This window comes from Caballeronia sp. GAFFF2 (genome assembly GCF_023631485.1).
In the GTDB taxonomy this organism is placed as follows: Bacteria; Pseudomonadota; Gammaproteobacteria; order Burkholderiales; family Burkholderiaceae; genus Caballeronia.
In genome coordinates this window covers 1-245 of record NZ_JALQDA010000117.1, presented here as the reverse complement: position 1 = coordinate 245, position 245 = coordinate 1, and the positions used below count along the sequence as shown (strand labels likewise).

1 protein-coding gene is annotated in these 245 nt (G+C 55.1%); it reads left to right on the top strand.

Annotated elements, in window-relative coordinates; genetic code table 11:
* Positions 1-210 (top strand): hypothetical protein (locus tag NCT04_RS34345; protein ID WP_250470308.1); only part of this gene is annotated, 210 nt, incomplete at its 5' end.
* Positions 211-245: the final 35 nt, after the last annotated feature.

Below are 245 nucleotides of genomic sequence, written 5' to 3'. Positions count from 1 at the left end.
GGGCGCCGTCGCTTCGATTGCTACGCGTCGACCGGAAGCGACTTTTGCAGCAGTTTTATCGGCTGGCTGCTTGGCGAGTTGAGCTCGACCGGCCTTCGCATTGCTGTGCGAGCTCTTCGTTTTCTGAGATGGGATTTTTGCATCCTTGGACGAACCGTCCGCAACAAACGTAAGCGCGCAGAAATGGACGTCTGGAACTCTTTGATCTGAGCGTGCAGGCTATGTCCACTGTTTCGAATCAGTGG